This window comes from Amycolatopsis sp. VS8301801F10 (assembly GCF_046195355.1).
Lineage (GTDB): Bacteria > Actinomycetota > Actinomycetes > Mycobacteriales > Pseudonocardiaceae > Amycolatopsis.
On the sequence record NZ_CP176065.1, the window covers coordinates 2,725,842 to 2,751,472 of the forward strand.

Annotated in this window: 20 protein-coding genes; 6 read left to right on the forward strand and 14 right to left on the reverse strand. The window is 70.4% G+C overall.

Features of this window, described 5'->3' with window-relative positions:
- Nucleotides 1-53: 53 nt before the first annotated feature.
- Nucleotides 54-1,274 (forward strand): NADH:flavin oxidoreductase/NADH oxidase family protein, encoded by a 1,221-nt coding sequence (locus F9C11_RS13210; RefSeq protein ID WP_409185154.1) that lies wholly within the window; start codon nt 54-56, stop codon nt 1,272-1,274.
- Here F9C11_RS13210 and F9C11_RS13215 read toward each other — a convergent pair.
- The 5 genes from F9C11_RS13215 to F9C11_RS13235 all read right to left on the reverse strand — a co-directional run bounded on the left by F9C11_RS13215 (nt 1,234) and on the right by F9C11_RS13235 (nt 8,293).
- On the reverse strand, nt 1,234-1,881 hold the full coding sequence (locus tag F9C11_RS13215) for a Pr6Pr family membrane protein (protein ID WP_409185155.1): 648 nt from the start codon (nt 1,879-1,881) through the stop codon (nt 1,234-1,236). The two genes, F9C11_RS13210 and F9C11_RS13215, sit on opposite strands and share 41 nt — an antisense overlap.
- Nucleotides 1,882-1,995: 114 nt before the next feature.
- Nucleotides 1,996-3,297, reverse strand: coding sequence for a S8 family serine peptidase (locus F9C11_RS13220; protein ID WP_409185156.1), 1,302 nt, complete (start codon nt 3,295-3,297; stop codon nt 1,996-1,998).
- 156 nt (nt 3,298-3,453) lie between these two features.
- Nucleotides 3,454-5,091, reverse strand: a complete 1,638-nt coding sequence (locus F9C11_RS13225) for an ATP-dependent DNA ligase (RefSeq protein ID WP_409185157.1) — start codon at nt 5,089-5,091, stop codon at nt 3,454-3,456.
- A gap of 69 nt (nt 5,092-5,160) precedes the next feature.
- Nucleotides 5,161-6,840: a PstS family phosphate ABC transporter substrate-binding protein gene (locus F9C11_RS13230; protein ID WP_409185158.1), complete on the reverse strand. Its 1,680-nt coding sequence runs from the start codon at nt 6,838-6,840 to the stop codon at nt 5,161-5,163.
- A 91-nt stretch (nt 6,841-6,931) separates the two neighbouring features.
- Entirely contained in the window at nt 6,932-8,293 is a 1,362-nt protein-coding gene (locus tag F9C11_RS13235; protein ID WP_409185159.1) for a PLP-dependent aminotransferase family protein, read from the reverse strand.
- An 88-nt stretch (nt 8,294-8,381) separates the two neighbouring features.
- Between F9C11_RS13235 and F9C11_RS13240 the strand changes: the two genes are divergently transcribed.
- Nucleotides 8,382-9,281, forward strand: coding sequence for a DMT family transporter (locus F9C11_RS13240; RefSeq protein ID WP_409185160.1), 900 nt, complete (start codon nt 8,382-8,384; stop codon nt 9,279-9,281).
- A 3-nt stretch (nt 9,282-9,284) separates the two neighbouring features.
- Here F9C11_RS13240 and F9C11_RS13245 read toward each other — a convergent pair whose 3' ends face one another.
- Nucleotides 9,285-10,682 (reverse strand): class II fumarate hydratase, encoded by a 1,398-nt coding sequence (locus F9C11_RS13245; RefSeq protein ID WP_409185161.1) that lies wholly within the window; start codon nt 10,680-10,682, stop codon nt 9,285-9,287.
- A 116-nt stretch (nt 10,683-10,798) separates the two neighbouring features.
- Between F9C11_RS13245 and F9C11_RS13250 the strand changes: the two genes are divergently transcribed.
- A complete protein-coding gene (locus F9C11_RS13250; protein ID WP_409185162.1) occupies nt 10,799-11,770 on the forward strand; it encodes an NAD(P)/FAD-dependent oxidoreductase in 972 nt (323 codons plus the stop codon).
- 1 nt (nt 11,771) lies between these two features.
- Here F9C11_RS13250 and F9C11_RS13255 read toward each other — a convergent pair whose 3' ends face one another.
- The 6 genes from F9C11_RS13255 to F9C11_RS13280 form a co-directional block, all read right to left on the reverse strand.
- On the reverse strand, nt 11,772-12,524 hold the full coding sequence (locus F9C11_RS13255; RefSeq protein WP_409185163.1) for a S1 family peptidase: 753 nt from the start codon (nt 12,522-12,524) through the stop codon (nt 11,772-11,774).
- A 19-nt stretch (nt 12,525-12,543) separates the two neighbouring features.
- Nucleotides 12,544-13,602 (reverse strand): class II fructose-bisphosphatase, encoded by a 1,059-nt coding sequence (glpX, locus tag F9C11_RS13260; protein ID WP_409185164.1) that lies wholly within the window; start codon nt 13,600-13,602, stop codon nt 12,544-12,546.
- An 89-nt stretch (nt 13,603-13,691) separates the two neighbouring features.
- Nucleotides 13,692-13,916 (reverse strand): exodeoxyribonuclease VII small subunit, encoded by a 225-nt coding sequence (locus F9C11_RS13265; RefSeq protein WP_037367840.1) that lies wholly within the window; start codon nt 13,914-13,916, stop codon nt 13,692-13,694.
- Entirely contained in the window at nt 13,913-14,368 is a 456-nt protein-coding gene (locus tag F9C11_RS13270; protein WP_409186894.1) for a hypothetical protein, read from the reverse strand. Before F9C11_RS13270 ends, F9C11_RS13265 begins: the two co-directional genes overlap by 4 nt.
- Nucleotides 14,368-15,633, reverse strand: a complete 1,266-nt coding sequence (gene xseA / locus F9C11_RS13275) for an exodeoxyribonuclease VII large subunit (RefSeq protein ID WP_409185165.1) — start codon at nt 15,631-15,633, stop codon at nt 14,368-14,370. Before xseA ends, F9C11_RS13270 begins: the two co-directional genes overlap by 1 nt.
- Nucleotides 15,630-16,259, reverse strand: a complete 630-nt coding sequence (locus F9C11_RS13280; protein WP_409185166.1) for a lipid droplet-associated protein — start codon at nt 16,257-16,259, stop codon at nt 15,630-15,632. Before F9C11_RS13280 ends, xseA begins: the two co-directional genes overlap by 4 nt.
- Before the next feature lie 150 nt (nt 16,260-16,409).
- Between F9C11_RS13280 and F9C11_RS13285 the strand changes: the two genes are divergently transcribed.
- The gene (locus tag F9C11_RS13285; RefSeq protein WP_409185167.1) at nt 16,410-17,423 is read left to right on the forward strand and encodes a 4-hydroxy-3-methylbut-2-enyl diphosphate reductase; all 1,014 of its coding nucleotides are present in this window, start codon (nt 16,410-16,412) and stop codon (nt 17,421-17,423) included.
- Between the two features lie 443 nt (nt 17,424-17,866).
- Here F9C11_RS13285 and F9C11_RS13290 read toward each other — a convergent pair whose 3' ends face one another.
- On the reverse strand, nt 17,867-18,772 hold the full coding sequence (locus F9C11_RS13290; RefSeq protein ID WP_409185168.1) for a DUF6542 domain-containing protein: 906 nt from the start codon (nt 18,770-18,772) through the stop codon (nt 17,867-17,869).
- A gap of 1,495 nt (nt 18,773-20,267) precedes the next feature.
- Complete coding sequence (rmuC, locus tag F9C11_RS13295; protein WP_409185169.1) at nt 20,268-21,182, reverse strand: DNA recombination protein RmuC; 915 nt, start codon at nt 21,180-21,182, stop codon at nt 20,268-20,270.
- 229 nt (nt 21,183-21,411) lie between these two features.
- On the opposite strand from rmuC, the gene F9C11_RS13300 reads away from it, so the two are divergent.
- Both F9C11_RS13300 and F9C11_RS13305 read left to right on the forward strand, forming a co-directional pair.
- Nucleotides 21,412-22,566: an exonuclease SbcCD subunit D gene (locus F9C11_RS13300; RefSeq protein WP_409185170.1), complete on the forward strand. Its 1,155-nt coding sequence runs from the start codon at nt 21,412-21,414 to the stop codon at nt 22,564-22,566.
- Nucleotides 22,563-25,526 carry an AAA family ATPase gene (locus F9C11_RS13305; RefSeq protein WP_409185171.1) on the forward strand — a complete coding sequence of 988 codons (2,964 nt, stop codon included), beginning with the start codon at nt 22,563-22,565 and terminating at the stop codon, nt 25,524-25,526. Before F9C11_RS13300 ends, F9C11_RS13305 begins: the two co-directional genes overlap by 4 nt.
- The last annotated feature ends 105 nt before the right edge of the window (nt 25,527-25,631 follow it).

Sequence of the window (25,631 nt, forward strand, 5' to 3'; positions counted from 1 at the left end):
TACTTTCGAGTATTCTTACTCGCGGTAAGTTATCCGCGACGACGGGACCGCTCATGACCGACCCCCGGGATCTGCTCGCCGAACCGCTCAAACTCGCCTGCGGGGCCGTGCTGCCGCATCGGCTCGCGAAGTCGGCGCTCAGCGAGCAGCTCGGCGACCGTCGCAACGCGCCGTCCGCCGAACTCGCGCAGCTGTACCGGACCTGGGCGCGCGGGGGTGCTGGGCTGCTGGTGACCGGCAACGTGATGGTCGATCCCACGGCGCTCGGCGAACCGCGCAACGTCGCGGTCCCCGCCGTTCCCGATCCGGCGGCGTACCGGTCGTGGGCGCGGTCCGTGGACGGGACGGACGCGCAGTTGTGGGTTCAGCTCAACCATCCCGGTCGGCAGAGCCCTCGGTATCTGTCCCGGCAGCCGGTCGCGCCGTCGGCGGTGCCGTTCGGCGATCGAGGGGTGCGGACGGCGTTCGCGGCGCCGCGGGCGTTGACCGGGGACGAGATCGAAGCGGTGGTGGAGAGGTTCGCGTTGTCAGCGCGGACGTTCGTCGACGCTGGGTTCGCCGGGATCCAGATCCACGGCGCGCACGGGTACCTGATTTCGCAGTTCCTCTCGCCGTTGGTGAACCGCCGCGACGACGAGTGGGGGCGTGACCGCAGCCGGTTCCTGCTCGAGGTGGTGCGCGCGGTCCGGGCCGCGGTGGGGGATCGCGTGCCGGTTTCGGTGAAGCTCAACAGCGCCGACTTCCAGCGCGGCGGCTTCGACGAGGACGAGTCGCTGCGGGTGGTTCGCGCGCTGGGCGAGGCGGGGATCGATCTGCTGGAGATCTCCGGCGGCACGTACGAGCGGGCCGTGATGATGGGCTCCGGCCGGGCGAGCACGCAGCGCCGGGAGGCGTATTTCCTGGACTATGCGGCGAAAGCCCGGCAGATCAGCGACGTCGCGCTGATGGTCACCGGCGGGTTCGCCACGGCGGCCGGGATGGCGGAGGCGCTGGAATCCGGTGCGCTGGACGTGATCGGGATCGGCCGTCCGTTCACTGTGGACCCCGCGCTGCCCGGACGGCTGCTCGCGGGCGAGGACGTCCGAGCCGAACGACGGTGCCCGCGCACGGGAATCCGGCTCGCCGACAGCCTGCTCGAGATCCAATGGCACACGCAGCAGATGCACCGCGTCGCCGCGGGCAAACCGGTGGACCTGAAGCGCGGCGCGTGGCGGACGTTCGCCCAGGCCGGGCTCAGCGATCCGCTGAACGCGTTTCGGCGGGTACGCGCGTGAGCCGCCGGTCGGCGACCCGCGCACCGCTGGCGAGCACGATGAAGAAGGCACCGATGAGCAGGCAGTTCAGCGTGACCTGTCCGTAGCCGAGATTGCCGGCGTTGACGAACGGATACGGGTAATAGCCGTCGATCGCGCCACGGACGAGCGTGAAAGCCAGCCATACCAAGGGATAGCCGAGCGACCACCAGACCGTGCGCCATTCCAGCACGCGCGGCGCGAAGAACAACCAGCCGAGCACGCACAGCACCGGCGTGACGCGGTGCAGCAGGATGTCCGCGGCGAGGCTGAGCCCGTGCAGTTCGTACAGCCCGGCGAGCGCGACCTGGTAGACGACGCCGGTGACCACGATCCCGACCAGCGCGTCCAGCCACAGCACGCGCAGCAGCGGCGAGGTGCCGCGGCCGCGAGCGAAAGCCGTGCTGGTGACCAGGACGAGGACGTTGGAGAGGATCGTGAAGTACGTGAACAGGTTCGCCAACCGTCCGCCGAAGCTGGCGTACCTTCCCTGCGGCGGCACCAGCGCGACGATCTGGATCACGAGCGCGGCCAGCACGACGACCGCAGTCACCCCGAACCACAGCCGGGCCAACGCTTTTGAAGACATGCCGCTGACAGTACGGCTCCGGCGGCACCCGCCCGGCCCGACACGACCGTGCTCGATCGAGCCGGGCCGGGTGAACTTGCCCGGAGGCCCGCCCGCGGGCAGGGGACTACCGCATCACCGCACCGCCTTCACCAGTGCCGGCACGAAGACCGACGCGTCGATCGTTCCCCAGCCGCTCGCGATGTCGTAGCCCGGACCGGCCTTGAAGCCTTCGACGCCCCACTGGCTGTTGTCGCCCTTGGTGACGTCGACGATCCCGGCCGCGGTGCCCTTCGGGCCCAGCTTCGAGTACAGCGCCGGGTTGATCTGCCCGAGCCGGCCATGGTTGGCCTGCACCGCCAGCGCAAGCACCCCGGCGAACAGCGGTGCCGACTGCGAGGTGCCCTGGACGCCTTCCATGCTGATGTCCGGGTACGCCCGCATCGTGCTGCCGGTGATCGTCTTGACGCGGTTCTGCCAGGACGGCCTCGCGTACGCCTTCGACAGGCCCGCCCCTTCGCTGAACCCGTTGTCCGCCGCGTTGACGAGGTCGTCCGGCTGGGTGCGGACGCCGCTCGCGTCGAGGTGGAGCTGGGTGCCGCCGAGCGCGGTGACGTTCGGGTCGCTGGCCGGCCAGCTCGCCACGCGGTACGGATACTTGCCAGGCCCCTGCAGGTACGACCCCGTCGGCCCGTCGTCGCCGGACGACGCGACCAGCGTGACGCCAGCCTTGCTCGCCCGCTCCAGCGCCGGGTCGAGGGTCTTGATCGACTCGAACGACGGGAAGTTCTCCTCGGTGGTGCCGAAGCTCATCGAAACCACGTCGGCGATCCGGTGCTCAGTCATGTAGTCGACGGCGTGCATCATCTCCGGCAACCCGGCGAAGCCCTGCGTCTCGGCGACCGGGGTGGCCGCGACGATGATCTTCGCCCCGGGAGCCATCGCGTGCATCATCGTGACGTCGAGGTCGGTTTCTCCGCCCCACGACTGGCAGGTGGCGGTGTCCACCCCGGGATCGGTGCACGCGGGCACCGCGCCGGACGGTTGCAGCACCTCGACGTTCGCCGGCGGCAGGCCGTGCTGCCGCGAGTACTCGTCCAGCACCTGCTTGACCTTGTCGTCGCCGAACGACACCAGCGTGGCCACGGTGGACCCGGCTCCGGTGATGCCCTGGTTCCACAGCTTCGTGGCGTTGTACGCGCTGCTTTCCTTCGGCAGCTTGGCCATCGCCGCGTTGAGCCGCGCCACCCGCTCCTGCACAGTGGTCGCGCCGACGAACGACTGCGCGGCAGCCGAGAAGTGGTGCCGCGACGGCTGTGGCGGTGCTGGCGCGGCACTGGCCGGTGCCGCCACCACGGTGGCGGCGAGCGCCACGCCCGCCAGCAGGGTCATCGGCCGCCCGAATCCGCGGACGGCTGATTTCACCCGGAACGTCATGCTTTTCTCCCATCGACGCAGGCCAGTGCTCCCACTCTCGGGTACGCGGCCACGGGTGCGACATCAACTTTAGTCGGGCGTTTCCGGAGTACAGCGGGGAAAACTGCCCGATGTCCGTAATATGCCCACTCATCCGGACGCCGGGCGCGGCGAACCTCATCCGGACGCCTCCTCGGAACCGGGCTGAGCTTCGGGCGCAGTCCGCCCCGCGGGACCGGGCTGGGCTGCGGATTGGCCCTCGGCCGCGGTCGGCTCCGCCGGACCGGGTTCCACCGCCGGACGGCTGCCGCGCAGCAACCCCCGCACGGTGTCGATGGTGTCCGCCTCAGCCGGGTCTTTGTCCGGCCGATATCGCACCACCCGCGCGAACCGCAGCGCCAGCCCGCCCGGATACCGCGTGCTGACCTGCGCCCCGTCCAGTTCGATCTCGACCACCATCTCCGGCCGCACGTGGACGGTCCACCGGTCGCGGTGCGTCTCGATCTCCTGGAACCGCTCGGTCTGCCAGGCCAGCAGTTCGTCGGTGAGGCCCTTGAACGTCTTGCCCACCATGATCGGCGGCCCGCCGTCCGGATCGCGCGCGCCGAGGTGCAGGTTCGACAGCTTTCCGGTGCGCCGCCCGTGCCCCCATTCCGCCGCCAGCACGACGAGATCGATGGTGTGCACCGGTTTCACCTTCAGCCACGCGCGTCCGCGCCGCCCGGCCGCGTAGATCGAATCGAGGTCCTTCACCATCACGCCCTCGTGCCCGGCGTCCATCGCCGCCTCGAGCACTGCCGCCGGGGATTCCGGACGGACCGAGCCGGGAATCACGTGCTCGCCCGCGACCCGGCGCAGCGCCTCGTTGCGTTCGGACAAGGGCGCGTCGAGCAGATCGACCCCGTCCAGATGCAGGCAGTCGAAGAAGTACGGCCGCAGCAGCAACGCCCGCACCTGTTCGTCCCGCGTGCTGCCGAACCGGCTCATCGTTTCCTGGAACGGCCGCGGCCGCCCGTCGTCGGTGAGCGCGAGGGTTTCGCCGTCCAGCACCACCGATTCGCACGGCAGCGACCGCACCAGCTCGACCAATTCGGCTACGCTGCCGGTGATTTCCCGCAGCGTGCGCGTGTACACGTGCACTTCCGAACCCCGCCGGTGCACCTGGATCCGCGCACCGTCCATTTTGTACTCGACGATCGCGTTGCGGTGCTCGGTCACCGCTTCCTCCAGCGATTCCGCCGGGGACGCGAGCATCGGCCGCACCGGGCGGCCCAGCTCCAGCCCGAATTCCGCGAGCGCCGCCGCGCCCCCGGTCAGCGCCGCCTGTCCGGTGACCGGCAACCGCCCGGACAGCATGAACGCGCGCCGCACCTGGTCGGCCTCCACCTCGGCCGCCGCCGCGATCGCGTCGACCATCACACCTTCCAGCGCGCCCTGCCGCAGCTCCCCGGTGACGAGCCGGAACACGAACTCCTGCTCGGCCCGGGTCAGCCGGGAGAACAACGCGGTGAGCACCTCGGCCCGGCGCTTCACCGAACCCGCGCCCGCCGCGGCCGCGACCTCGGTGAGCGCGACGTCGACCTCCGCCACGGAGACGGCAGGCGCGGCCGCGGGTTCGACGGCGAGGTCGGCGAGCGTGCGCCAGCCGGCTCCGAGCCGGTCCTGCGCGGTCTGCCCGGTGAGATACGCGATCACCGCGGGCAGTTCGCCGGGTTCGGCCGCGCGCAGCACACTGGCCAGCACGGCGATTTTCGTTTTCCGTGACCGCGTGGCCGCCAGTTCGGCGGAGGCGGTGACGAGGTCGGTGAACAACACCCGGCCATCATCGCCCCCGCCACCGACAAAAACTCCCGCCCCAGCCTCGACCGGGTGAAAAAGAGCTGGTCAGGCATCCGGACGAGTGCAGTACTGGTCCAGCAGCCCCTGTTTTGTCACACACGGCGTGTACCCTGCGTCCTGCAATTCCGCCCGGGCCGTGCTGCTGCGCAGATAGTCGAGGAACAACTTCAGCAGCGAATCGTTCTCCGGCACGCCCTTGGTGTAGAGGTACTCGACCGTCCAGAAGCGATAGCCCGCGTCGATGCTGGTCACGTCGGGGTAGCGGTCGTCGAGCTTCGCCATCGCGACCCGGCCGCCCGCCGCGGCGGTTTTGGCCGCCGGCACGTCCGCGTAGCCGATCGCGCCAGGCGTCTCGCCGACGGCGCGCAAGAGTTCGTCGGTCGTGCCGCGTTCGCAGCGCACGACAGCCGCGCGCGGTGCGCGGATCGGCGTCCGGCAGTCGTCCGAAGACAGTCCCGGCTCGGCCGCGCCCAGCACTTTCTCCTCGAAAGTCTTGCGCGTGCCCGATTCCTGCCCGCGCCCGACCACCCGGATCGGGACCGACGGACCGTCGCGCAGTTGCGCCCAGTTGGTGTACTTCCCGCTGAAGATGCCGCGCACCTGCTCGCCGCTCAACTGGTCGACGCCGACGGATTTGTTCACTACCAGGCTGTACACCAGCACCGCGACCGGTTGCGTGACCAGTTCCGGCCCAGCGTCGGAAGCCTTTCCGTCGGACAGCACTGCCAAGCTGTCCTTTTGGTCCGCTGGCAACGGTCCCAGCTCGCGCACCGCGGACACGCTTCCGACTGCCTGCGTCATGATCGTCGCGCCGGGACACTGCTGGTGGTACTCCGTCGCGATGCTGTTCATGATCCGCGCGAAGGCGCTGGATCCGTGCACCGCAAGGGTTCCGGTGCCGCAGCCGGGTTCGGCGCCCCGGGACGCGGCGACGAGGAGCATGCTGAGCAACGACCCGGTCAGCAGCACCCCGATCGCCCCGGTGACCATCGGCCACGACAGCCAGCGCTGTTTGCGTTCGTCCTTGATCCGTCCGCCGCTGAGCCGCCCGGTGACGTGCAGTTCCTTGGACAACGGCCCGCCTCGCCAGTCGTCCGGTTCGCGCAGCACGACCACGAGCTTGAACTTTTCCCGCCGCTTCAGCGAAAGCTGTTCCAGGCGCACGCCGTGCCATTGCGGCGCCGGGGCGGCCGGCGCGTCGGATTGCCGCAGCAGAGCGGTAAGCCGCTGCGGCAGCAACGCTCGCACACCGGACAGTCGCGCGGTCCCGTCTTCTGGGGTAGGCTGATCATGAGTGAAGAATTCAAGCCCGTTCCGGACTACCTCCCGCAGCCCGTCCTTGGCGTCCGACACCCGCGCGTCCCACACCACCCGCCGGCCGAAGGTGAACTGCAGCGGATGTTCCCAGTCGTCCGGGCCGATGTCGAAGCTGCCGGTGTTGCGGATGCGGATCACGACCACGCTGAGCGGTTCCAGCAGCCGCACGGTGCGTTCGAGCTGCGGATCCGCTTGCACCGCTCCGGTGCCTGAGTCGCCGAGCGGGATCGGGTTGAGCCCGATCTTGGAGTTGTACAGCTCCCGGTAGATGACGCGCCTGCGGCGGATGACGTAACGGTCGACGATCGGGGCGAGGATCGTCGCGCCCGCGACGACCGCGATCGGCACGATGCCGCGGTCGGACGTGAGCAGCTCGGCGAGCGCTCGCAGGACATCTCCGAAGCTCACGCCGCGCCTCCCCCTAGCCGCTCCCGGGAATGTCCACAGTAAGCGTCGAACCAGGGACCCCTCCCGGGTGCATCAGGTGTTCACCAGCGGTTCAACTGGCCGACGCGATCCGCTCGACGGCGGCGCGGAGCCGGTCCGGCGGGAGCGCGGCGTACCCGAGCACGAGACCCGGATATCCGGCTGAGCTATGGGAATAAGTCGACAGGGCCGGGGCGTGCACGCTTGCCGCGGCGAGTTTTTCCTGCAGCCGAACATCATCGGTGCCGTCGGGGAGCCGGACGACCAGGTGCAGTCCGGCGGCGATCCCGACCGGCTGCCACCGCGGCAAGCGCTGAGCCAGAGCTTCGATAAGCGCGTCCCGGCGAGCGCGGTACAGCCGTCGGGTGCGGCGCAAATGCCGGTCGTAACCGCCGGTGGCGATCAGATGCGCGAGCGCGGCTTGCGGGAGCGGCGGGCAGCCGAGGTCGTGCATTTCCTTGACCCGTGCCACGGCGTCGCGCAGCCGGCGCGGGGGAATGAGCCAGCCGATCCGCAACGCTGGTGCGAGCACCTTGCTGACGCTGCCGATGTACGCGACGTGATCCGGTGCGAGCGCGCGCATCGCGCCCAGCGCGGGACGGTCGTAGCGATGCTCGGCGTCGTAGTCGTCCTCCAGAATGAGCCCGCCGGTTTCCGCCGCCCACGCCAGCAATTGCCGACGGCGTTCCGGATGCAGCGCGACACCGAGCGGGAACTGGTGCGCGGCGGTCACCAATACGACCGAACAGTCCGAAGTGGACAGTTTAGCAACGTTGATTCCCTTGTCGTCGACCGGAATCCCGACCGGAGCCAGACCATGGTCGCGCAGCAGATTCGCTTGGCCGTGATGGCTCGGGTCTTCGACGGCGATGCGCTGGTCCGGCAACGCATCGGCCAGCAACGACAACGCTTCCGCGGCACCGCTGGTGATCACGATGTCGTCCGGATTCGTCGGCAGCGCCCGGACTCGACCGAGGTAGGCGGCCAGTTCCGTACGCAACGCCGGATGCCCGGTCGGGTCGGGGTAGCCGAGGCCGAGATCGGGCGTCGCGTTCAGAGCTTCTCGTTCGGCGGCAAGCCATTCGGCCCGGGGAAACGCGGACAACGCGGGCAGCCCGGGACGCAGGTCGAACTCCCAGGACGGCGCTTTCGCCGCGCTGACCCGGGGATTCGGTGCGGGATCGTCGATCGGCGCGACGCGAGTGCCCGAGCCGTGCTTGCTCAGCAGGTAACCCTCGGCGGTGAGCTGCTCGTACAGCGCGGTGACGGTGCCGCGCGCGACCCCGAGCTGGCGCGCGAGATCGCGGCTCGACGGCAGCCGGGTGTCGGCGGCCAGCCGCCCGGTGCGGATCGCGTCGCGCAACGCGGCCTCGACGGCGCGCCCTCGGCGTCCTCCGCCGGCGGCGGGCAGCAGCAGCTCCCGGATGGTTTCCACGGCCCCGACAGTACGGTGAAGTGGTCCAGTTAGGCCAGGGTTGAGTGGTCCTTCTGAATAGACCACTGACCGCAGAAGACTGAGCGGCGTGAAACGGTCGATGGTGCTTTCAGGGGTGGCCGGCGCGGTGCTGGTCGGCGGATCGGTGCCGGTCACCGGCATGCTGGACGGGTATCCGGTGATCACCGGGCAGGCGTTGCGGTACGCGCTGGGCGGCCTTCTGCTGCTGGGCTGGGCGAAGGTCACGCGCAGTCCGCTGCCCCGGCCGAAGCTCGGCGATCTGCCGACCCTGCTGGGCCTCGCCGCGACCGGGATGATCGGGTTCCAGGCCAGTCTGCTGCTGGCTCAACGCTACGCGGAACCCAGTGCGGTAGCGGCGTTTCTCGGTGCCAGCCCGCTCGTGCTCGCGCTGCTCGCGCCGCTGCTCGACGGTCGCCGTCCGTCCGCCGCTCCGGTCGTCGGAGCGGTGCTGGCCGGGCTCGGCATCGTGGTGCTCTCCGGCGGCGGATCCGCTTCCGCGCCCGGGTTGTTGCTGGCTGCGCTGGCGATGTTGTGCGAGGCGTCGTTCACCCTGCTCGCGGTGGGATTGCTGCGCCGGCTCGGGCCGTTGGCGACCTCGACGTGGGGCTGTTTCACCGCTGCGGCAAGCGGTTCCGTGGTCGGGACGGTGGTCGATCCGGCGGGCGCCTGGCAGTGGCCGAACGCGCGTGAACTCGTCGCGTTGCTGTTGCTGGCCGTCGTGGTGACCGCGGTGGCTTTCGTGCTCTGGTACAGCTGCGTCGTCGGTTTAGGCGCGGACCGGGCGGGCGTGCTGATCGGGCTGATGCCGGTGTCCGGGCTGGCGGTCGCGGTGCTGATCGGCGCACAACGGTTCGAGCTGAAAGATCTCGCGGGCGTCACCCTGGTCGCCGCGGGAGTCGCATGTGGACTGTGGAAACGCGAAGCGGCCCGTCCGGAATTGCCCGAACGAGCCGCTACGACTTGCTGAACGCTACTTGCCGCCGCGCGCCATCCGGAGCACGTCAAGCGCCTCGTCCAGCTGCGCTTCGGTGAGCTTGCCGTCGCGGACGTACCCGCGCTCCAGCACGACCTCGCGGATCGTCTTGAGTTCCTTGAGCGCCTGCTTCGCCACCGCGGCCGCTTCCTCGTAGCCGATGTACTTGTTGAGCGGCGTGACGATCGACGGCGACCCCTCGGCGTACTGCCGCGCGCGCTCGGCGTTCGCGGTCACCCCGGCGAACACCTTGTCCGCCAACAGCCGCGAGACCGCCGCGAGCAGCCGCGCCGATTCGAGCACGTTGCGCGCGATGACCGGCAGGTTCACGTTGAGCTGGAAGTTGCCCGCCGCACCGGCGAACGCGACCGCCGCGTCGTTGCCGACGACCTGCGCGACGACCTGCAGCGTCGCCTCCGGGATGACCGGGTTGACCTTGCCCGGCATGATCGACGAACCCGGCTGCAGGTCCGGCAACGCCAGCTCGGCCAGCCCGGTGCGCGGGCCGGAGCCCAGCCAGCGCAGGTCGTTCGCGATCTTGTTCAGCGACACCGCGACCGTGCGGAGGTGTCCCGAGGTCTCGACCACGCTGTCCTGCGTCGCCTGCGCCTCGAAGTGGTTGCGTGCCTCGGTGAGCGGCAACCCGGTGAGCTGCGCCAATTCCGCCGATACCGCCGCGCCGAAACCGTCGGGCGCGTTCAGCCCGGAGCCGACCGCGGTGCCGCCGATCGGCAGCTCGCCCAGCCGCGGGAGGCCGGACTGCAGCCGCTCGATGCCGAACCGGATCTGCGCGGCCCACGCGCCCGCCTCCTGGCCGAGCGTGATCGGCACGGCGTCCATCAGGTGCGTACGGCCGGACTTCACGACGTCCTGCCACTCCTCCGCGCGCGCCTCGATCGCGCCCGCGAGATGCTCCAGCGCCGGGATGACATCGGTCAGGACGGCCTCGGTGGCGGCGACGTGGATCGTCGTCGGGAACGTGTCGTTGGACGACTGCGACGCGTTGACGTGGTCGTTCGGGTGCACGTCGCGGCCGAGTGCGCGGGTGGCCAGCGTCGCGATGACCTCGTTCGCGTTCATGTTGGACGAGGTGCCCGAGCCGGTCTGGAAGACGTCGATCGGGAAGTGCTCGTCGTGCTTGCCCTCGGCGACCTCGTCGGCGGCCTTCGCGATCGCGTCGGCGACGTCGGCGTCCAGGACGCCGAGACGCGCGTTCACGCGGGCGGCGGCGGCCTTCAACAGGCCCAGCGCGCGGATCTGGGCGCGCTCGAGACCGCGGCCGGAGATGGGGAAGTTCTCGACGGCACGCTGCGTCTGCGCGCGGTAGAGCGCGTCGACCGGGACGCGGACCTCACCCATCGTGTCGTGTTCGATCCGGTATTCCTGTTCAGCCATGCCTTCGATTCTGGCCCCGATTCGCGCAACCGGCCGGGTGTTGTCGCCCACCCCGGCGACTAAGCTCGGCTGTGTTCTCGATCACCGCCGCCCACCACTGGCATGGAGCGAGTCTCATGGATTACGACCTCGTCGTCATCGGAGCCGGTCCCACCGGCCTCTTCGCCGCCTACTACGCGGGATTCCGCGGCCTGTCGATGGCCGTTGTCGATTCGCTGCCCGAACCGGGCGGCCAGGTCACCGCGATGTATCCGGAGAAGATGATCTACGACGTCGGCGGGTTTCCCGCGGTCCGCGGCCGGGATCTCGTGCAGGGACTAGTGGACCAGGCCGCGCCGTGGAAGCCGGACTACCTGCTCGGCCGCAAAGCGGAGAAGCTCGAGAGCGTCGACGGCGGTCTTGAACTGACCCTCGACGGCGGCGACGTGCTGCGCGCGGGCGCGGTCCTGATCACCGCGGGCATCGGCGAGTTCACGCCGCGTCCGCTGCCCGCCGGGGACGGCTGGCTCGGCCGCGGGATGGTCCATTTCGTCCCGTCGCTCGCGGCGCACGCGGGCCAGCACGTCGTCGTGGTCGGCGGCGGGGACTCGGCGTTCGACTGGTGCCTGGCGCTGCATCCGGTCGCGGCGAGCGTGACGCTCGTGCACCGGCGCGCGAAGTTCCGGGCCGCGGAATCGATCGTGCGGCAGGTGCGGGAGCTGGGCGTGCGGCTGGTGACGGACGCCGAAGTGGCCCGGTTCGTCGAAGCCCCGGACGGCTCGCTGACGGCGGTCGACGTGACGGTGAAGGGCGGCCCGGACGAGCAGTTGCGCGCGGACGCGGTGGTCGCGGCTTTGGGATTTACCGCGGATTTGGGGCCGATCGAAAGCTGGGGCCTGGAAATCGACCACCGGGCGATTTCGGTGGATTCGACAATGGCGACGGCTCGGCCGAGGGTGTACGCGGCCGGGGATGTGGCGGCGTATCCGGGAAAGGTGAAACTGATCGCGACCGGATTCGGGGAGGCGGCTACGGCGGTGAACAACATCGCGGTGGCGTTGAATCCCGAGGCGCACTTGTTCCCGGGGCATTCGAGCAACGTCGAGTGAATCAGCCGGTTTTCTCCGCCAGCCACGGCTGATACGCCACCGCCGACGTCGCGATCGACGGAGCCGATCCGCAGGTCGGCGACCCGTTGCCCGGGCGGCTGACCATCCCGGCCAGCACCCACCGGTCGCCGTCGCGGATCAGTTCCGGGCCGCCGGAATCGCCGTAGCACGAACCGGATCCGCCGGGGTTGTCCGTGCACAGTTCGGAGGTTCCGTCGAAAGCCGCCGTGCATTTCGCGCCCGGCACCAGGTGCGTGTCGAGTTGGCGCAGCGTCTTCGTGACCGGGCCGCAATTCGGTGTCGCGCACGTTTGTCCCCAGCCGATCACCCGGACCGCCGTGCCCGGCGACGCCGAACCGCCGATCGCGATCGGCGTGGCCTTCACCGGCGCGGTCAGCCGGATCAAACCGACGTCGCCGGTTTGCGTTTCGGCGTTGAAATGCGGGTGCAGCACGAATTCCGCTGCTTTCGGCGTTTCCCCGCCTTCGTCCGCGTTGGCGCTGCCGACGCGCAAGCCGATCGTCGCCGGGTCCTTCGCGGACAGGCAGTGCGCCGCGGTGACCACCCAGGTCGGCGTGAGCAGCGAACCACCGCAGAACAGCGCGCCGCCCGAGGTGTGCAGGGACACCGCGAACGGGTACGGCTGGTCCGCATCGGTCCCGCCGACTATGGACGGCCCGGCCAACGCGCTGCCCGCGCTGAGCACGACTCCAATGAGGACAGTCAGCACCAGCGCGAACAGCCGTTTCGACACCGGGAAACTCCTTGGCAGGTCAGGGAAGCGGAGGCACCACGTGCTCGTCCTCGTCGAGGTCGAGGTTGCCGTCGAAGTTCACGGACGAGTACGCCCGCAGCTTCTCGAGCCGGTGGTAGCCGTCGATCATTCTGACCGTCCCGGACTTGGACCGCATGACGATCGACTGCGTCGTCGCGCCGCCCGCCCGATAGTGGACACCGCGCAGCAGGTCGCCGTCGGTGACGCCGGTCGCGCAGAAGAACACGTTGTCGCCGGTGACCAGGTCGTCGTTCAGCAGGATCCGGTCCAGGTCGTGGCCCGCGGCGAGCGCCTTCTCGCGCTCCGCGTCGTCCTTCGGCCACAGCCGGCCCTGCAGTTCGCCGCCGAGGCACTTCATCGCGCACGCGGCGATGATGCCCTCGGGCGTGCCGCCGATGCCGAGCAGCATGTCGACGCCGGTGGTCGGCCGGGCCGCGGCGATCGCGCCCGCGACGTCGCCGTCGGAGATGAACCGGATCCGGGCACCTGCCTCGCGGACCTCTTTGACCAGCTGATCGTGGCGCGGCCGGTCGAGGATGCAGACCGTCACGTCGCTGACGCTGGAGTTCTTCGCCTTCGCCACGCGCCGGATGTTCTCCGCGACCGGGGCGGAGATGTCCACCTTGCCCGCCGCGTCCGGGCCGACGGCCAGCTTCTCCATGTAGAACACCGCGGACGGATCGAACATCGCGCCGCGCTCGGCGACGGCGAGCACGGCCAGCGCGTTCGGCATGCCCTTCGCCATCAGCGTGGTGCCGTCGACCGGGTCGACCGCGACGTCGCAGTCCGGGCCGTCGCCGTTGCCGACCTCTTCGCCGTTGAACAGCATCGGCGCTTCGTCCTTCTCGCCCTCGCCGATGACGACGACGCCGCGCATCGAAACGGTGGAGACGAGCTGGCGCATCGCGTCGACGGCAGCCCCGTCGCCGCCGATCTTGTCGCCTCGGCCGACCCAGCGGCCGGCCGCCATCGCGGCTGCCTCGGTCACCCGCACCAGTTCCATGGCGAGGTTGCGATCAGGCGCTTCGCGTCGGCTGCGGTCACTGGCGGTGGTCATGGTGGCCTCCCGGAACACGGTTCGTCAGCGGATGCCCAGTCTGTCAGATCTCTAGACCACCTGACCGATTCAGCCACGCATGGTGCACGTCACTCTGTGTCGTCGTCGGTCTCGACCGAGGCCAGCGCGGCTTCGATCCGCTCGCGCGCGCCTTCCAGATGCCGCTCGCACACCTTGGCGAGCCGCTCGCCCTTCTCCCAGAGCTCCAGCGACTGCTCCAGGGAAAGCCCGCCGGCCTCGAGTTCCTTGACGACCTCGACGAGCTGATCGCGGGCCTGCTCGTAACCGAGTCCGGCGGTGTCTGCTTCGCTCACGTTCTCCGACCTTGTGGTGCACGGGGCTGTCGGCGCAGGGTACCGCGTTCGGCGCTGCCGCCGGGGAGGCTCGATCGGGTTCGCCGCGGGCAAGCGACCACCGCGCTGGCCATCGCGTGGTCGTATCCGACGAAAGCCAGCGCGAACTCCTGCCCGTCACCGTCCGCGATGGCGTCCTCGAGGTTCTCCTGCGCGCTCGCCACGCGGCGCCGGTGGCCGGTCCCTTCGGCGAACCACCACCGGACGCCGACGTGTTCCGACGTCGCCTCGGACAGGCGCCTGAGCTGCGGGGCCAGCCCGCGCCGGGCCGCGGTGCCGCAGCCGGCGAGCAGCGCGGTCCAGCATTCGTCGGCCGCGCGGTCGGTGACCAGGGCCTGCCGCAGCAGGACACCGGCGTTGAGCCGGGCGGCGGCGTCCACCGTGAGCGGGAGGAACGCCGGGGCCCGGTGCATCACGGCCGGTCTCCTTCCGGTACGGGTGTCGTCGGCTCGACGGATTCGGCCACCGCGTGGACCGCCCCGTCGGCGACCCGTACGCGCAGCTGCGCTCCGTCCTCGATCTGGGAGACGGAGCGGAGCACGTGGAGGTTGCCCGCGGAATCGGTGAACTGGACGACGGCGTAGCCGCGCTCCATCGTGGCCGCCGGGCCGAGCGCGGCCAGCCTGCCCCGCGCGTTCGCGACTTCCGCCTGGTCCTTGGCGAGCAGGCCGAGCATCGCGCGCCTGCCGCGTTCCCGGTGCATCTCGACGTCGCTGAGCCTCCGCTCGATCGGACCCAGCGGATCGGCCAGCGACGGACGGCTGCGCAGCTGGGTCAGCAGCCGCGTCTCCCGGTCGACCCAGCCGTGCAGCGCGCGCCGGCCGCGGTCCCGCATTTGCCGCACGCGCGCGGTTTCCTCGCGGACGTCCGGCACGATGCGCTTGCTCGCGTCGGTCGGCGTGGAGCAGCGCAGGTCGGCGACGTGGTCGAGCAACGGGGTGTCCGGCTCGTGCCCGATCGCGCTGACGATCGGCGTGCCCGCGGCCGCGACCGCCCGGCACAGCGCTTCGTCGGAGAATGGCAGCAGGTCCTCGACGCTGCCGCCGCCGCGGGCGATGACGATCACGTCGACGTCCGGATCTTTGTCCAAAATGGACAGTGCACGGAGGATTTGCGGCACTGCTTGCGAACCCTGCACCGCGGTGTTCAGCACCTTGAACAACACGTGCGGCCAGCGCGCCTGCGCGTTCGCCAGCACGTCCCGCTCAGCCGCCGACGCGCGGCCGGTGATCAGCCCGATTCCCTTGGGCAGAAAGGGAATCGGCCGTTTCCGCTCCCGCGCGAACATGCCTTCGGCGGCGAGCAGCTTGCGCAGCCGTTCGATCCGCGCGAGCAGTTCGCCGATGCCGACCGCGCGGATCTGGTCCGCGCGCAGACTGAGCGTGCCGCGGCCGAAGAAGAACGACGGTTTGGCGTGGATGACCACCCGGTCGCCTTCGCGCAGCGGCGTCGGCAGTTCGCGCACCAGCCACATCGGGCAGGTGACGGACATCGAGACGTCCGCGGACGGGTCGCGCAGGGTCAGGAACGCGGTCTGCGTGCCGGGCCGCGCGTTCATCTGCGTGACCTGGCCTTCGACCCAGACGTCGCCGAGCCGGTGCACCCAGTCGCCGATTTTGCGCGCGACAGTGCGGACCGGCCACGGGTTCTCCGCGCTGGTCGCGGGGTCGTTGCTCACTGGCCTTCCGCGGGGTCGCCCGGCTGTTCCTCGGCCTTGCGCGCGTTGCCGATCCGCCGCGCCAGCATGCCGACGAACGACGCGCGGTCGGCGTGGGACTTCTCGTACTCCAGCAGTTCTTCCAGCTGAGGCACGGTCAGCCGGCGCAGCCGGGCGCGCAGCTGCGGCAGGGTCAGCTCGTCGTAATTGCCCAACCCAGCCGGGCCGGAGCTGTCGTTCTCGCCCTCGGAGTGCTCCTCGGCGAGCGCGCGGGTCTCCTCGACCCACGGGTCGTCGATGGTCTCCGGCGGCTGCGCGCGGTGGCCGTTGGCGCGCGGCTCGGGCAGGTCGGGCGGATCGCTGACCGGCACGAGCGTGGGCCGGGCCGGGGCGAATTCGGGCTCGGCGTCCTCGTCGAACGTGGCCCAGCTGGGCGTGTCCTCGACGGGACGCAGCATCGACAGCGCGTCGTCGCCCTTGATGGCCAGCTCGGTGACCTGCTGCTGGACGCGCATGGACAGCTGCAGCACCTGGCTCACGACGGTGACCGGCAGGCCGGTGAGCTGCTTCGGGAGCTCACGAACCCGCTCGGCGGTGGTGACGGCGAGGCCCGCGGCGACCCGGAGGGGGAGCGGGAGTGGCTTCATGGGTCCAGCGTGCCGCATCAGCGCTGTTCTGCCCAACCGAACGGGTGGCCAGAGGCACCGGACGTGACGCCCGGCACAGCCTGAATGGCCGCCGCCGTCATCCGAACGAGGACTTCAACCCCGCGTCGGCGCTGCCCGTACCCTGGAGGCATGACTTCTGCGAGTCCCGGAACCGAACCCGCCGGTACCCCGACGATTTCCCGGTCCGGCGCCGCCAAACGCGTGCTGCTCGCGAAGCCGCGCGGGTACTGCGCCGGCGTTGACCGCGCGGTCGTCGCCGTCGAGAAGGCGCTCGAGCTGTACGGGCCGCCGGTGTACGTGCGCAAGGAAATCGTGCACAACCGGCATGTCGTCGAGACGCTGCGCGAACGGGGCGTGATTTTCGTCGACGAGACCTCCGAGGTGCCCGAGGGCGCGCTCGTGGTGTTCTCCGCGCACGGCGTTTCGCCCGCGGTGCACGCCGAGGCCGCGGAGCGGAACCTGCGCACCATCGACGCGACTTGCCCGCTGGTCACCAAGGTCCACAAAGAGGTCAACCGCTTCGCCAAGGACGACTACGACATCCTCCTCATCGGCCACGAAGGCCACGAGGAGGTCGAGGGCACGGCGGGCGAGGCTCCGGACCGGGTGCAACTCGTCGACAAGCCCGAGGACGTGGACAAGGTCGACGTGCGCGATCCGTCGAAGGTGATCTGGCTCTCGCAGACCACGCTGTCGGTGGACGAGACGATGGAACGCGTCGACCAGCTGCGCGACCGCTTCCCGACCTTGGCCGACCCGCCCAGCGACGACATCTGTTACGCCACCACCAACCGCCAGGTCGCGGTCAAGGCGATGGCCCCGGAGTGCGACCTGGTGCTGGTGGTCGGCTCGAAGAACTCGTCGAACTCGAAGCGGCTCGTGGAGGTGGCGCTGAAGGCCGGTGCGTCTGCTTCGCACCTGATCGACTTCGCTTCGGAGGTCGACGAGGCGTGGCTGGAAGGCGTGTCGACGGTCGGGGTCACGTCGGGGGCTTCGGTGCCGGACGTGCTGGTGATGGACCTGCTGAAGTGGCTGGCCGAGCGCGGGTACGGGCAGGTGGACGAGGTGACCACGGCGAACGAGAAGATCGCGTTCGCGTTGCCGAAGGAGCTTCGGAAGGCGGTTAAGTCGTCGGAGTCCTGAGGCGGGTTTTGGTTGTTGCCTATGGATTTTGGGTGTTTTCGTGTGGTTCCGCGGGCTGGGGCTTGGCTGCTTAGGCGGGGGACTGATCCGCGGGCGTGTCGAGGTTTCCGCTTGTGCTGGATAGCCGGCCCGTCTCGTGCGCCGGAATCTCTTTGACTGCAACAAAAGGCCGCCGATCCCCGGTGCGGGTTCGGCGGCCTTTTTCGTCTTCCGGGGTCGTGCCGTGCCCGGTTAGCCCTCGTCTGTCTTGTGCCGGTGTTATGCGGTGCCTCGGTCGGCCTTCGTCTGTCTTGTGCCGGGTCGTGCGGTGCCCTGGTCGGCCTTCGGTTGTCTTGTGCCGGGGGTCGTAGTGCCCCCGTCGCCTTCGTCTGTCTTGTGCCAGGTCGTGCGGTACCCCGGTCAGCCCTCGTCTGTCTTGTGCCGGGGGTCGTGCGGTGCCCCGGTCAGCCCTCCTCTTCCCAAGGGCGCTGGCGACGCGGCGGCTCCCGGCGAGGCGGACGCGGACGCCCAGGCGGCGGTTCGTCCCCGCGCGGCCGACGCCGCGGCGGCGGTGTGTCGCCACGCGGGTCCCGACGGCGCGGATCGCCTTCCGGCGGCCGCGGCCGACGCCCCTCCGGCGGCGGTTTCCGGCCACCGCGCGGAGCGTTCGGGTCCAACGGGTCGCGCCGAGGACGGGCACCCGGGTCGGCCGGCGGCCGCGGACGGCGCGGCGGCGGAGCGTCGACATCCCGGTCCCGCGGCGGACGACGCCGGTTGCCCGGAAGCGGCGTCTGCCCGGTCTGGCCGGTGCGGGAGGCCGGCGGCCGCGAACGCGGACGGCTCGCGGCTTTGTCGTCGTCCTCGTCCCGCGACCGAGGAGCCTTGCCGTCCTTGATCTTGACCGGCGCGTCCGGGTCGCGTTCGCGGTAGATGCGGAAGAAGCCGAACAGCAAGGTGACGCCGGTGGTGACCGCCATCGTCGGGAAGCCCTTGATCAGCGGCGTGCCGATGTTGAGCAGCTTCGAGAGAGTGTCGCTCGCTTCCGGACCCCCGCCGGTCAGCAGCACGACGCCCGGCACGGTGACGGCGAGCACGAGCGGCGGCTGCACCATCGGACCGAACAGCCCGCGTCTTTGCACCGCGCCGACCGCGATCACGGCCCCGAGGAAGTAGCCCGCCTTGAAAACAAAACCGAGGCTGCCGGTGGACTTCTCGTCGATGATGGCGCCGAGCACTGCCAAGCCGAAGCCCACGAGCACAGCCGCCCACCAGGGCAAGCCGCGCCTCGTGCCGACGACGAGACGCTCGTCCCACGGCACGGGGGCGTCATCGGCATCAGGATCGCTCTGGCGATCGCGTATCGCGGTCACGAGGCACACCGTAGCCCGTACTTGTCACGATCTTGTTGGCACTGCCGAGGACAGCACGAAGCAGCCACTCGACCGCATGACATTTCGTCCGGTCGAGCGGTACCCGCGGTACGGCCGCCCCGCCCCGCTCCGCCAGCCGGGGAATCAGTGGACCAGACCTCTGACCAGCGGTGATACCGACGGTATGGTCTGCCTGTCCGATTCCGGGCCCCGCGCTGACCCCAGGCTATGCCACGAGCCGACCACCGCGACGGCGGCACCACCGGTCCCGTTCCGGAACATTCGCCGTTCTGGAACTTGACCGGGAATTGACGTTCCCGTGAACCGCCTGAGCGCCCGGATCCTGCCCGCCCGACGCCGGAACCCTGCCCTTTCGATCGCCGCGGCGGCAGTGTCCAACCTGGACGTCGCTGTGGGTTCCGGGCAATCCGGACGCCGGTGTCCGCCCGCCGGTGCCCGCCCGTCGGTGTCCGCCGGGTCGGCACGCGCCTGACCGCCCGGCCACGCGAGTGCCGACGGCCTCGACGGACCGCGCGTGCACTCGGGATGCCGCCTTCGCCGACACCCGGGCGCGGGGTACCGCTCACCCGGACGGTGTTGCGGTGACCTTGGACGCCCGCCGCCTCGCCGACGCCGCGCTAACGCTCACGCCCGAGCGAGACCGCGCACAACCTCCGGGGCACCCGAGCAGGATCGCGCCAGGACGCCAAGCCGGGCATGCGGCCAACCCCGCCGAACGACGCCCGACGCGCTCAGCCGCCGAGGCCCGGACCGCTAGCTCGTGCCGTCGAGGACGTCACCAGACCCGCCAAGTTGGCGCAGCCGGGCCGCGCGAACTCGCGCCGCCGAGGCTCCCGTTATCCAGGACTCGCTGCGGTGCCTTGCCGCGACAGTGCGACGCCGAGGCTCACGCTGCGCGGGTGCGCTGCGGTGCCTTGCCGCGACAGCTCATGCGTGCAGGCTCACGCCGCCCAGCCGCGCTGTGGGTGCCTTGCCGCGACAGATCGCACCGTCGAGGCTCACGCCGCCCAGCCGCGCTGTGGGCACCTCGCAGGGACAGTGCGCGCCGCCGAGGCCAGCGCTATCCAGGTCGCGCCGCCGTGCCTCGCCACGCCAACCCACGCCGCCGGGGCCAGCGTCGCAAGGCCGCCTAGCCGTGCTCGCACCGCCACATCGCGCCGCTGGCTAGTTCCGCCGGACCGCGCCTGCACAGGGCCGTGCCACCGGCATCCGTGCCCGGCCGCCGCCCAGCCGCCGTCCAGCCGAACAGCGTCGCCACGCACACGCCACGCACACGCCGCCAACCGCGCAGACGCCGCGCAGCCAGACCAGGTAGCCAAGACCTGCCCCGGCCAGCACACCGTCAGGCTTCAAGCGCCAGCCCGCGTCCCACGAATCCCCGGCCGTCCTAAGCCACAGCCGAGCCCGCCTCGCGAGGGCATGCCGTCGATCGTCCGATCGCGACCGTCAAGCCCGCGGCCATCGCGCCGCGACCTCAACCAGCTGTCACCTCGTCTCCCTTCCGTAGCGGAGGCACCGGAGCCGGACTGCCCGACGCGTCGGTGAGCGGTGCGACCGTCGCGCGGAACGCCTCCAGCGCCTCGAGTTCCCTACGGCGGGCTGAGACGAAGCGCTGCAGGTGCGTGGTGGAGAGGTTCAGCGCTTCGACCGCATTGCCCGCGGCCCGGTGCGCGGCGGCGGCGCCCGCGCGCACTTGCTCGACGTCCTCGACGAGCGCCCGGTCGCTGGCGGCGAACAGCGCTGCCGACGCGAGCACCCCGAATCCCGTGGGGCCGCACAGGAAGACGCGGCGGTCGATCAGCCAGCGCAGCAGTTCGGGATCGGTGTCGAGGGCGGCGACCACGGCGGCGTCGGACGGGACGAACATGATGGTGCCGTAGATCGCGTCCGCCCAGCGCTGGTAGCCCTTGCCCGCCAGCTCCGCCGCGCGGGAGCGCAGTTGCCGGACGTGGACGCGCAGCGCGTCGAGCCGTTCCTCCGGGTCGTCGGTCTCGACCGCCTCCGCCCAGATGGCCATGCTCGCCTTCGCGTCGACCGGTACCGCCCGGCCGCCGCCGACGTTCAGCACCAGGTCGGGCTTCGCGCTGCCGCCGCCGCCCAGATCGGTCTGCAGGGTGAAGTGCAGTCCCTCCCGCAGTCCGAGTGCGCGCGCGGTTTCCACGAGCACCTGCTCGCCGAGTTCGCCGCGGCCGTGGATCGACGCGAACGCCACCTCGTACCGGCGCAGCGCGAGTTGCTGCTGGTCGCCTTTCGCGCGTTCCGCCGCCACGAGCCGCGCGGCTGCGTCGGCCCGGCGCATTCCGTCGTTGTAGAGCCGCCACAGTGCGACTACCGCGACGCACAGGAGCAGCGCGAGCACGACGGCCGCGGTGGTGATCACCGTCTCCACCCGGTCCTCCTCTCCGTCGGGTCCGGCGGGTGTCCGGACGCGAGACATCATGGCGGACCCCACCGACAAAAACCGGCACCGCTGGTCGCGCTGTGTAGCTGACCTGCGACTTTCCAGATCCGGGGCTGGGCGTGTCCGCAGTGGACCTGATCGGCTTCGTACACACGTTCGAGTGGGGCCTCGGCGTGGCTCCGGGATTTCGTCGGGGTCTGCTCCTAACGTGGTCGCCGTGAGAGTCCTCCATACCTCTGATTGGCACATCGGCCGCACGTTCCACGGCGCCGATCTGCTTACCGAACAGGAGGCCGCCCTCACGCACATCGCCGAACTCGTCGACCGCGAGTCGGTCGACGTCGTGGTGGTGGCCGGTGACATCTACGACCGAGCGGTGCCGTCCGCCGAAGCTGTCCGCGTCGCCACGGCCGCGATGACCCGTATTCGCCGGGCCGGCGCGGAACTCGTAGTCACGCCGGGCAATCACGATTCGGCCGCGCGGCTGGGCGCGTTCGCCGAATTCGCGGCGGCTGGCGGGCTGCACGTCCGCGCGACTGTCGAAGGCATCGCGGAACCCGTTGTGCTGCACGACGAACACGGCCCGGTCGCCTTCTACGGCATTCCGTATCTCGAACCCGAGCCGTCGCGGCACGCGCTGGGCGTGCCGGAGGCGCGCGGCCACACCGGCGTGCTCGGCGAGGCGATGCGGCGGGTGCGGGACGACTTGGCGAGTCGTCCGGGCACCCGATCCGTAGTGCTGGCACACGCTTTCGTCACCGGCGGCGAGGCCAGCGAATCGGAACGCACCATCGCGGTCGGCGGAGTCGAGCAGGTTCCCGGCTCGGTGTTCGACGGCGTGGACTACGTCGCGCTCGGGCACCTGCACGGACCGCAGACGCTCGCGGAGCATCTACGGTATTCCGGAAGTCCGCTGGCGTATTCGTTTTCCGAAGCGCGGCAACGGAAATCGGTGTGGTTCGTGGACCTCGACGCCGCCGGTCTGGCCGAGGTCCGCCGGCACGAGCTGCCGGTACCGCGTCCGCTCGCGACGCTTTCCGGCGAGCTGGCCGCTTTGCTCGAGGACCCGGAACACGAGCAATGGCGCGAGCATTTCCTCTCGATCACCGTCACGGACCGAGTGCGCCCGATCGACGCGATGCGGTTGCTGCAGGACCGTTTTCCCTATGCGGTGCACATGGATTGGCGGCCTGACGGCGGGGTCGCCGGCACCGAACTGAAGTACGCCGAGGCGGTGCGCGGGCGCAGCGACATCGAGATCGCGCGCAGTTTCCTCGACGACTGCCGCGGGGCACCACCTACCGAACGCGAGGAGCGGCTCGTGCACCTGGCGCTCGAAGCGGCGAACCGGGCGGCGGTGGAGAAGCTGTGAGACTGCACCTGCTGGAGGTGGAAGCCTTCGGCCCCTACACGGGGCGGGAGGTGGTGGACTTCGATGCCCTTGGCACCGACGGTCTTTTCCTTCTCCACGGCGACACCGGCGCGGGCAAAACCACGCTGCTCGACGCGATCGCGTTCGCGTTGTTCGGCGTGGTGCCGGGTGCGCGCGGCGACGTCAAGCGGTTGCGGTGCGATCTCGCCGAGCCGGACCGGCGGACCGAGGTCGTGCTCGAGCTGACCGTGCAGGGTCAGCGGCTGCGGATCGTGCGCAGCCCGGAATACCAGCGGCCGAAGAAGCGCGGCGACGGATTCACCACGCAGCAGGCCCGGGTTTCGCTCACTTGGGTCGGCGAACCGCCCGCCGGGCTGCCGCCGGACGGGAGCATCCGCATCGACGAGGTGGCGCGCACCGTCGAGCGGTTGCTGGGCATGACGGCACCGCAGTTCTTCCAGGTGGTGCTGCTGCCGCAGGGAGAGTTCGCGAAGTTCCTCCGCAGCGACACCACGGAGCGCGAGAAGCTGCTGGAGCGGCTTTTCGGCACCGAGCGATTCTCCGACGTCGAACGCTGGTTCGCGGACCTTCGCGCGGAACGCGGCCGGGCGCTGGAAAAGCGGCAGCAGGAAGTCCGCGAACTGCTCGCCCGCTATGCCCAGGAAGCGCAGCAGGAACCGCCGGAGGAAGGCCAGCCGGAGTGGGTCGAGGCTGTCCTCGCCGAAATCGCCGCCCGGGCCGAGGCGGCGGAAATCGAGGCAGCGCAAGCACGTTCGGCGGCGAAGTCCGCTGAGGTCGCGTTGCGCGAGGCGGAGGAGGACGCGGACAAGATCCGCCGGGTCCGCACCGCGCACACCCGGCTGACGCAGATCACCGAGCAGGCGGCGGAACGGGCTGAGTGGACGGAAGAGATCGCGGCGGCTCGGCGCGCTGCCGCGGTGGTTCCCGAGGCTGAGCTGATGGACCGGCGCACGGCCGAACTCGGTGACGCGCAGGTGCTGGTGGCGGACAGGGTCCGAGATCTCGCCGACCTCGGTTTCGACGCGGTCGGTCTCGCAGTCGCCGACCTTCGCGAGCGTGCCGGCTCCGTCCGCGAGGAGGCGGGCGCGCTCGCCGAGCTGGCCGCGGAAGCCAACCAGCAGAAGAGCGACGAACAACGCCGTGCGGAACAGCAGAAGGTCGCGGAGAAGGCCGCCGAGCAGGTTGCTGGGCTCGCGGAGCGGCTGGCCGAGTTGCCCGGTCTGATTGCCGCCGCGCGTACCGAGGCGACGGTGGCCGGAGAAGCGGCAGCGAAGCTGGACGGGGCGAAATCCCGGGTAGACGAGCTGACGGCGCTCACCCGTGCGGCCGAGGAGTTGCCGCCGGCTGAAGCCAGGGTCGCGCGCGGTGAAGCGAAACTGCGCGAAGTGGTTGACGAGCACCAGGCGGCTCGGCAACGTCGGCTCGACCTTCGTGAACGGCGTCTTGACGGCATGGCAGCGGAGTTGGCTGCTGGCTTGGTCGAGGGCGCGGCGTGTCCGGTGTGCGGGTCGGCCGAGCACCCGGCACCGGCGAACCATGACGCGCCGCTGGTCGACGCGGCCGAGGAGCGCGCTGCCGAAGAAGCCGAGCAGAAGGCGTCGGCGATGCGTCAGCGAGTGGTGTCCGCGCTGGAAGAGGCCAAGGCGCGGGTGGTCTCGTTGCGCGAACGGTTGGATGGCCGCGATGCGGAGGAGATCGCGACTGCGCTGACCGAAGCTCGCGCGGTTGTCGCGGAACTCTCCGGAAAGGCGCAGCGCAAGGATCAGTTGAACGCGAAGGTCGCTGAACTGGAACGCGGCGCGGAGAAGCTGGCCGAACAGCGGCTTCTCGCCGAGCGGACAGTCACCGAGGCGAACAGCGAGATCCGGGCACTGGACGCGCGAATGGCCGAGCGCGAGCAGCGGCTGGTCGCGGGCAAGGGAGAATTCCCGGACGTTCCCGCCCGACGGCAGCATTTGCTCACGTTCGCCGGCGCGCTCGATCTGGCGGCGGAGGCGCACGCCGCGGTGTCCGGGGCGGAGGCACGGCTCGCCGAGCAACGGGATCTGGTGGAGATCTCGTTGCATGCCAAGGGGTTCTCGACCCTCGAGGAAATGCGCGCCGCGGTCCGAACCGACGAGCAGATAACGAAGCTCGAACAGGGCCTCGCCGAGGCGGAGGCGACGGCCGCTGGTGCGCGGCAGATGCTCGCGCAACCGGAACTGTTCGGGATCTCGCCCGATGACGTGGTAGACGTCGCGCCGCTGGCCGAGCGGGCGAAGGAGACGCGTGCTCGGGCGGAGTCCGCTTTTGCCGCGCAGCAAGCGGTTTCGGCGCAACACCGCGAATTGGTGAAACTCGCCGGACGGTTGAGCGCGGCCCTTTCGGAGTTGCGGCCGTTGGAAGAGGAATACGCCGAACTCCGGGCACTGTCCGAAGTGGTCAACGGGCGGGGGCAGAACGCACGGAAGATGTCATTGCGCTCGTATGTCCTGGCGGCTCGGCTGGAAGAGGTCGCGCTCGCCGCGACCGCGCGGCTGCGGACCATGAGCCAGGGCCGCTACTCGTTCGTGCACTCGGACGCGGCTGGCGCGCGCGGCACGCGGGGCGGACTCGGCCTCGACGTGCTGGACGACTACTCCGGCACGGTGCGCCCAGCGAAGACGCTGTCGGGCGGCGAGTCGTTCCTCGCGTCATTGTCGCTCGCGCTGGGCCTGGCCGACGTGGTGGCGGGCGAAACCGGCGGTGCGCTGCTCGACACCCTCTTCGTGGACGAGGGTTTCGGCACCCTGGACGCCGAAACGCTGGACATGGTGATGAACATCCTCGACGAACTCCGCGCCGGCGGCCGCGTGGTGGGCCTGGTGTCGCACGTCGAGGAACTCCGCCAGCGCATCCCCACGCGGCTGCGGGTGCGGAAGTCCCGCACCGGGTCGAGAGTGGAGTTGCAGATGGCCTGACGAGAGCAGGACGAACCTGCGCCGAGCGACATGCTCGGGTTCCTGCGCTGAGCCGCCGCTGGGTTGGCTGGGGCTCGACAGTCGCGTTGAGACGCGCGGCAGGGT